The sequence below is a fragment of the Candidatus Symbiopectobacterium sp. NZEC135 genome (assembly GCF_025962695.1).
Window position 1 is genome coordinate 1 of sequence record NZ_JAGFPF010001586.1, and the last position, 501, is coordinate 501.

Here is a 501-nt window from a genome sequence, read left to right on the forward strand (position 1 = left end):
GCGTGCAGGGCAACCAGCAATACCGTGCGCCGGGTGAGTATCTGGTGGAGGGCGATGCCTCCTCAGCGTCCTATTTCCTCGCCGCCGCTGCCATCAAAGGCGGAACCGTGCGTGTCACCGGCGTGGGGCGCAACAGCGTGCAGGGCGATATCCGTTTTGCCGATGTGCTGGAAAAAATGGGTGCGATTATCCGCTGGGGTGATGACTATATCGAGTGTCAGCGCGCTGAACTGCATGCTATCGATATGGACATGAATCACATTCCCGATGCGGCGATGACCATTGCCACCGCGGCGCTGTTTGCCGAGGGCGGTACCACGACGCTGCGCAATATTTATAACTGGCGGGTAAAAGAGACCGACCGCCTTGCCGCCATGGCGACAGAGTTGCGCAAAGTCGGTGCGACGGTGGAAGAGGGTAATGACTATATTCGCATTACGCCTGCCCCGCAGTTACGTTTTGCCGAGATCGGTACTTACAACGATCACCGTATGGCGATGT

General features: G+C 57.9%; 1 protein-coding gene. It reads left to right on the forward strand.

What is annotated here, in order from left to right; all coding sequences use genetic code 11:
• The coding region (locus J5224_RS35520; RefSeq protein ID WP_413544783.1) for a 3-phosphoshikimate 1-carboxyvinyltransferase at nucleotides 1-501 on the forward strand (501 nt) is incomplete at both ends.